Consider the following 4,389-nt stretch of genomic DNA (forward strand, 5'->3'; position numbering starts at 1 on the left):
CGGTGCCGGGGCCGGCGGTGCCGATAGCTCCGCCCCCGGTGGCGCCCGTGCCGGTGCCGATAGCCCCGGCCCCGGTGCCCGTGCCGCCGATAGCTCCGCCGCCCTTGCCCGCGCCCGGGCCGGGGATGCCGGGCCCCGGGATTTTCGGGCCGGGCCCCGGCATTCCCGGGCCCGGCATTCCGGGCCCACGGATTCCGGGGCCGGGCATTCCGGGCCTGCCCGGCATCATCCACGGCGGTGGTCCGCATCTGCCGGGGCTGCCTGGTTTCCCGCGTCTGTGATGCCGGTTGCCTGATTCGGCCCAACCGGGTGCTCGGCGCGGTTTAAATGGGCAGATGGAGCTGATAACACCCGCCGACTCGATATTCCTGCTGGCCGAGTCCCGCGAGCACCCCATGCACGTGGGTGGTCTGCAGCTGTTCGAGCCGCCCGCGGGCGCCGGTCCCCACTTCGTCCGGGAGGCCTATGCGGCGCTGATCGCCAACGCCGACTTTCAGCCTACTTTCCGCAAACGCCCCGCCCAGCTGCTCGGCGGCATCGCCAATATCGGCTGGGCCTACGACGACCAGGACGACATCGACGTCGACTACCACGTGCGCCGTTCGGCGCTGCCCTCGCCGGGGCGGATCCGCGAGCTGCTCGAGCTCACGTCGCGCCTGCACAGCAGCCTGCTCGACCGCCACCGCCCGCTGTGGGAAGCCCATTTCGTGGAGGGGCTGACCGACGGTCGGTTCGCGCTGTACGTCAAGTTTCACCACGCCCTGATCGACGGCGTCTCGGCGCTGCAACTGATGCAGCGCACCTTGTCCACCGATCCCCACAATGCCGAGCTGCGGGCGATCTGGAGTCTGCCCCGGCGACCTGACGCATCCGCCCGGTCTCGTTGGCAGGTACTCACCCAAACCGCGGGATCTCTTGTCGCCCTGGCTCCTTCGACAGTGCGGTTGGCTCGCGCCGCGTTGCTTCAACAGCAGTTGACGCTGCCGTTCGCCGCACCGCGCACCATGCTCAACGTCCGGGTCGGCGGCGCGCGCCGGGTGGCGGCGCAGTCCTATGCGCTGGACCGGGTCACCCGCATCAAGCGCGCGGCCGGGGTGACCGTCAACGACGTCGTGCTGGCGATGTGCGCCGGCGCGTTGCGGTACTACCTGGCCGACCAGCACGCGCTGCCCGACACACCGCTGATCGCGATGGTCCCGGTGAGCCTGCGCAACGCCGACGAGGCCGACAGCGGCGGCAACATGGTCGGCGCCATCCTGTGCAACCTGGCCACCGACGTCGACGATCCGGCGGTCCGGCTCCAGGTCATCAACGAGTCGATGTGCCGCAACAAAAAGGTCTTCTCCGAACTGCCGCGGATGCAGGCACTGGCGTTGTCGGCGCTGCTCATCGCGCCGCTGGCACTCGGAGCGGTGCCGGGCTACGCCGCGTCGGCGCCGCCGCCGTTCAACATCGTCATCTCCAACGTGCCCGGGCCCGCCGTGCCGATGTATTGGGGAGGCGCCCGGCTCGACGGCAACTATCCGCTGTCGATCGCACTGGACGGGCAGGCGTTGAACATGACCGTGGTCAACAACGCCGACAACCTCGACTTCGGGGTCGTCGGCTGCCGGCGCAGTGTGCCGCATCTGCAGCGATTGCTCGGGGATCTGGAAACCTCGCTGAAGGACTTGGAACGCGCGGTCGGGGTCTAGCCTGGTGCCCAAGCGAAGTGCCGGGCTGCTGCTGTACCGGGTGAGCGACGGCGTCGTCGAGGTCCTGATCGCGCATCCGGGCGGCCCGTTCTGGGCCGGTAAAGAGGACGGGGTGTGGTCGATCCCCAAGGGCGAGTATGCCGATGCAGAAGACCCGTGGGCGGCGGCACAGCGCGAATTCGTCGAAGAGGTGGGGCTGGCGGTGCCGGACGGGCCGCGCATCGACCTCGGGTCCCTCAAACAGCCGGGCGGCAAGATCGTCACGGCGTTCGCGGTGCGGGCCGATCTCGACATCACCGGCGCGCACAGCAACACCGTCGAGGTGGAATGGCCCCGAGGCTCGGGACAAATCAAGGTGTTCCCGGAGATCGACCGCGTCGGCTGGTTTCCGCTGCCACAGGCCAGAGTCAAGCTGCTCGCCGGCCAGCGTCCGTTTCTGGACCGGTTGATGGCTCACCTGGCCGTCCCGGGCGAGAGCAGCTGACCCACCGGTATGTTCAGTGGTATGCAGACACTGCGAACCCCTGACGAGCGGTTTGCCGATCTTCCCGAATTCCCCTACGTCGCGCGGTATTGCGACGTTCCCGACGACGAAGGCGGCGCGCTGCGGATGGCCTGGGTGCAAGACGGCCCGGACGACGCCGACCCGGTGCTCATGCTGCACGGTGAGCCGTCGTGGTCGTTTCTGTACCGCAAGATGATTCCGGTTCTGGTCGAGGCGGGGTATCGGGTCGTCTGCCCGGACCTCGTCGGTTTCGGCCGCTCCGACAAGCCGACCCGACGCGAGGATCACACCTACGCCCGCCACGTCGAGTGGGTGCGCACGCTCGCGTTCGACGTCCTCGATCTGCAGCGGGTCACCCTGGTCGGTCAGGACTGGGGCGGGTTGATCGGGTTGCGGCTGGCTGCGGAGAACCCGGAGCGTTTCAGCCGGATCGTCGTCGCCAACACCGGGCTGCCGACCGGGGATTTCGATATGCCGGAAATCTGGTGGCGGTTCCGTGAGGCGATCCAGACCCGGCCGACGATCGAGGTCAGCTGGTTCGTGCAAGCCGGGTGTCGCCGGCCGGTGAGCGAGGCCGTCCGCAAGGCCTACGACGCGCCGTTCCCCGACGACAGCTTCTGCGCCGGGCCGCGCGCCATGCCGGGCCTGGTCCCCACCGCACCCGACGACCCCGCCAGTGCGGCCAACCGGTCCGCGTGGGCGAGGCTGTGTCAAAGCCCGACTCCGATGCTGGTCGCCTTCAGCGACGGCGACCCGATTACCGGGGCGATGGCGCCGATCTTTCAGCGCCAGATGCGCGGCGCGCAGGGCATCGAGCATCCGGTGGTGCGCGACGCCGGGCATTTCCTGCAGGAAGATGCCGGTGAGGAGCTGGCGGGCTACATCGTCGATTTCCTGCGGTCCTGAACCGCCGCGATGACGCACGTCGACGAAGCGCAGGCGTTGTTGCTGGCTCTGCTGGCGCCGGCGAATAGAGCCGATCCCTACCCGCTCTGCGCGCAGCTTCGCGACTACGGACCGGTGGTGTTACCGGACGCCAATCTTGTTGTGTTTTCGTCGTATCGGGATTGCGACGAGGTGCTGCGGCACCCGTCGTCGGCCAATGACCGGGACAAGTCCACCATCGTGCAACGCCAGCTCCGAAAAGACCCGGCGCGGGTGGCAGAGCGGATGCCGGGATTCTTGTTCCTCGATCCGCCCGACCACACCCGGCTGCGCAGCCTGGTCAGCAAGGCGTTCGTACCCAAAGTGGCGGGCGCGCTGCAGCCCGAAATCACCACGCTGGTCGCTGCATTGCTCGACCGGATCGCCGAGCGGGGCCGGTTCGACGTTGTCGCGGACCTCGCCTATCCGCTGCCGGTGGCGGTGATCTGCCGGCTGCTGGGCGTGCCGCTGGACGACGAGCCGAAATTCAGCCACGCGTCGGCGTCGTTGGTGCAGATGCTCGACCCGTTCGTATCGCTGCGCGGCGAACTGCCCGACGGCTTCGAGGAACGGATGCGCGCTGGACGGTGGTTGCGGGAATACTTGACGGCCCTGGTCGAGGAACGCCGCTCGCACCCGGGTGAAGACCTGATGTCGCGGTTGATCGCGGTGGAGGAATCTGGAGATCAGCTGACTCAGGACGAAATCGTGGCCATCTGCAGTTTGTTGCTGATCGCCGGACACGAGACCACGGTCAACCTCATCGCCAATGCCGTGCTGGCGATGCTGCGCGATCCCGGCCAGTGGGCCGCCTTGAGCGTCAATGCCGATCACGCCGCGGCGGTTGTCGAGGAGACCCTGCGCTACGACCCGCCGGTCCAGCTCGTCGCCCGAATCGCTGCCGAGGATATGGCGATTGGCGAAGTCTGCGTTCCGCACGGCGACACCATGCTGTTGCTGCTGGCCGCGGCCCACCGTGACCCCGCTGAGTTCGAACGACCCGAAGTCTTCGATCCCAATCGAAAACCATTTCGTCACCTAGGATTTGGTCGAGGCTTGCACTTCTGTATCGGCGCTCCGCTGGCGCGGCTGGAGGCCGCGGTGGCGCTTTCGGCCCTGACGGCGCGGTTTCCCAACGCACGGCTGATCGGCGAACCGCAATACAAGCCGAATTTCACGCTGCGGGGGTTGTCGTCACTGCCCGTACAGATCTAGTGTGCCGCGCCATTAATTCGTTACATAATTGTAACGAATGAGCACCGGCGG

General features: G+C 67.7%; 5 protein-coding genes. All 5 read left to right on the plus strand.

Annotation, left to right across the window (positions count from 1 at the left end):
* Positions 1-281, plus strand: a 281-nt coding sequence (locus F6Q13_RS16725; RefSeq protein WP_293058922.1) for a hypothetical protein, incomplete at its 5' end; no start/stop codon positions are given.
* A 54-nt stretch (positions 282-335) separates the two neighbouring features.
* Positions 336-1,694, plus strand: coding sequence for a wax ester/triacylglycerol synthase family O-acyltransferase (locus tag F6Q13_RS16730; RefSeq protein ID WP_293058925.1), 1,359 nt, complete (start codon positions 336-338; stop codon positions 1,692-1,694).
* Positions 1,695-1,698: 4 nt separating this feature from the next.
* A complete protein-coding gene (locus tag F6Q13_RS16735) occupies positions 1,699-2,178 on the plus strand; it encodes an NUDIX domain-containing protein (protein ID WP_293058928.1) in 480 nt (159 codons plus the stop codon).
* 21 nt (positions 2,179-2,199) lie between these two features.
* Positions 2,200-3,105 carry a haloalkane dehalogenase gene (locus F6Q13_RS16740; RefSeq protein WP_293058931.1) on the plus strand — a complete coding sequence of 302 codons (906 nt, stop codon included), beginning with the start codon at positions 2,200-2,202 and terminating at the stop codon, positions 3,103-3,105.
* Between the two features lie 9 nt (positions 3,106-3,114).
* Positions 3,115-4,338 carry a cytochrome P450 gene (locus tag F6Q13_RS16745; protein WP_293058934.1) on the plus strand — a complete coding sequence of 408 codons (1,224 nt, stop codon included), beginning with the start codon at positions 3,115-3,117 and terminating at the stop codon, positions 4,336-4,338.
* The last annotated feature ends 51 nt before the right edge of the window (positions 4,339-4,389 follow it).

This window comes from Mycobacterium sp. (assembly GCF_008709575.1).
In the GTDB taxonomy this organism is placed as follows: Bacteria; Actinomycetota; Actinomycetes; order Mycobacteriales; family Mycobacteriaceae; genus Mycobacterium.

Bases quoted from the DNA above. Each gene is read 5' to 3' on its own strand.
- F6Q13_RS16730 (WP_293058925.1), top strand. From the start codon at position 336: ATGGAGCTGATAACACCCGCCGACTCGATATTCCTGCTGGCCGAGTCC.
- F6Q13_RS16740 (WP_293058931.1), top strand. From the start codon at position 2,200: ATGCAGACACTGCGAACCCCTGACGAGCGGTTTGCCGATCTTCCCGAA.
- F6Q13_RS16745 (WP_293058934.1), top strand. From the start codon at position 3,115: ATGACGCACGTCGACGAAGCGCAGGCGTTGTTGCTGGCTCTGCTGGCG.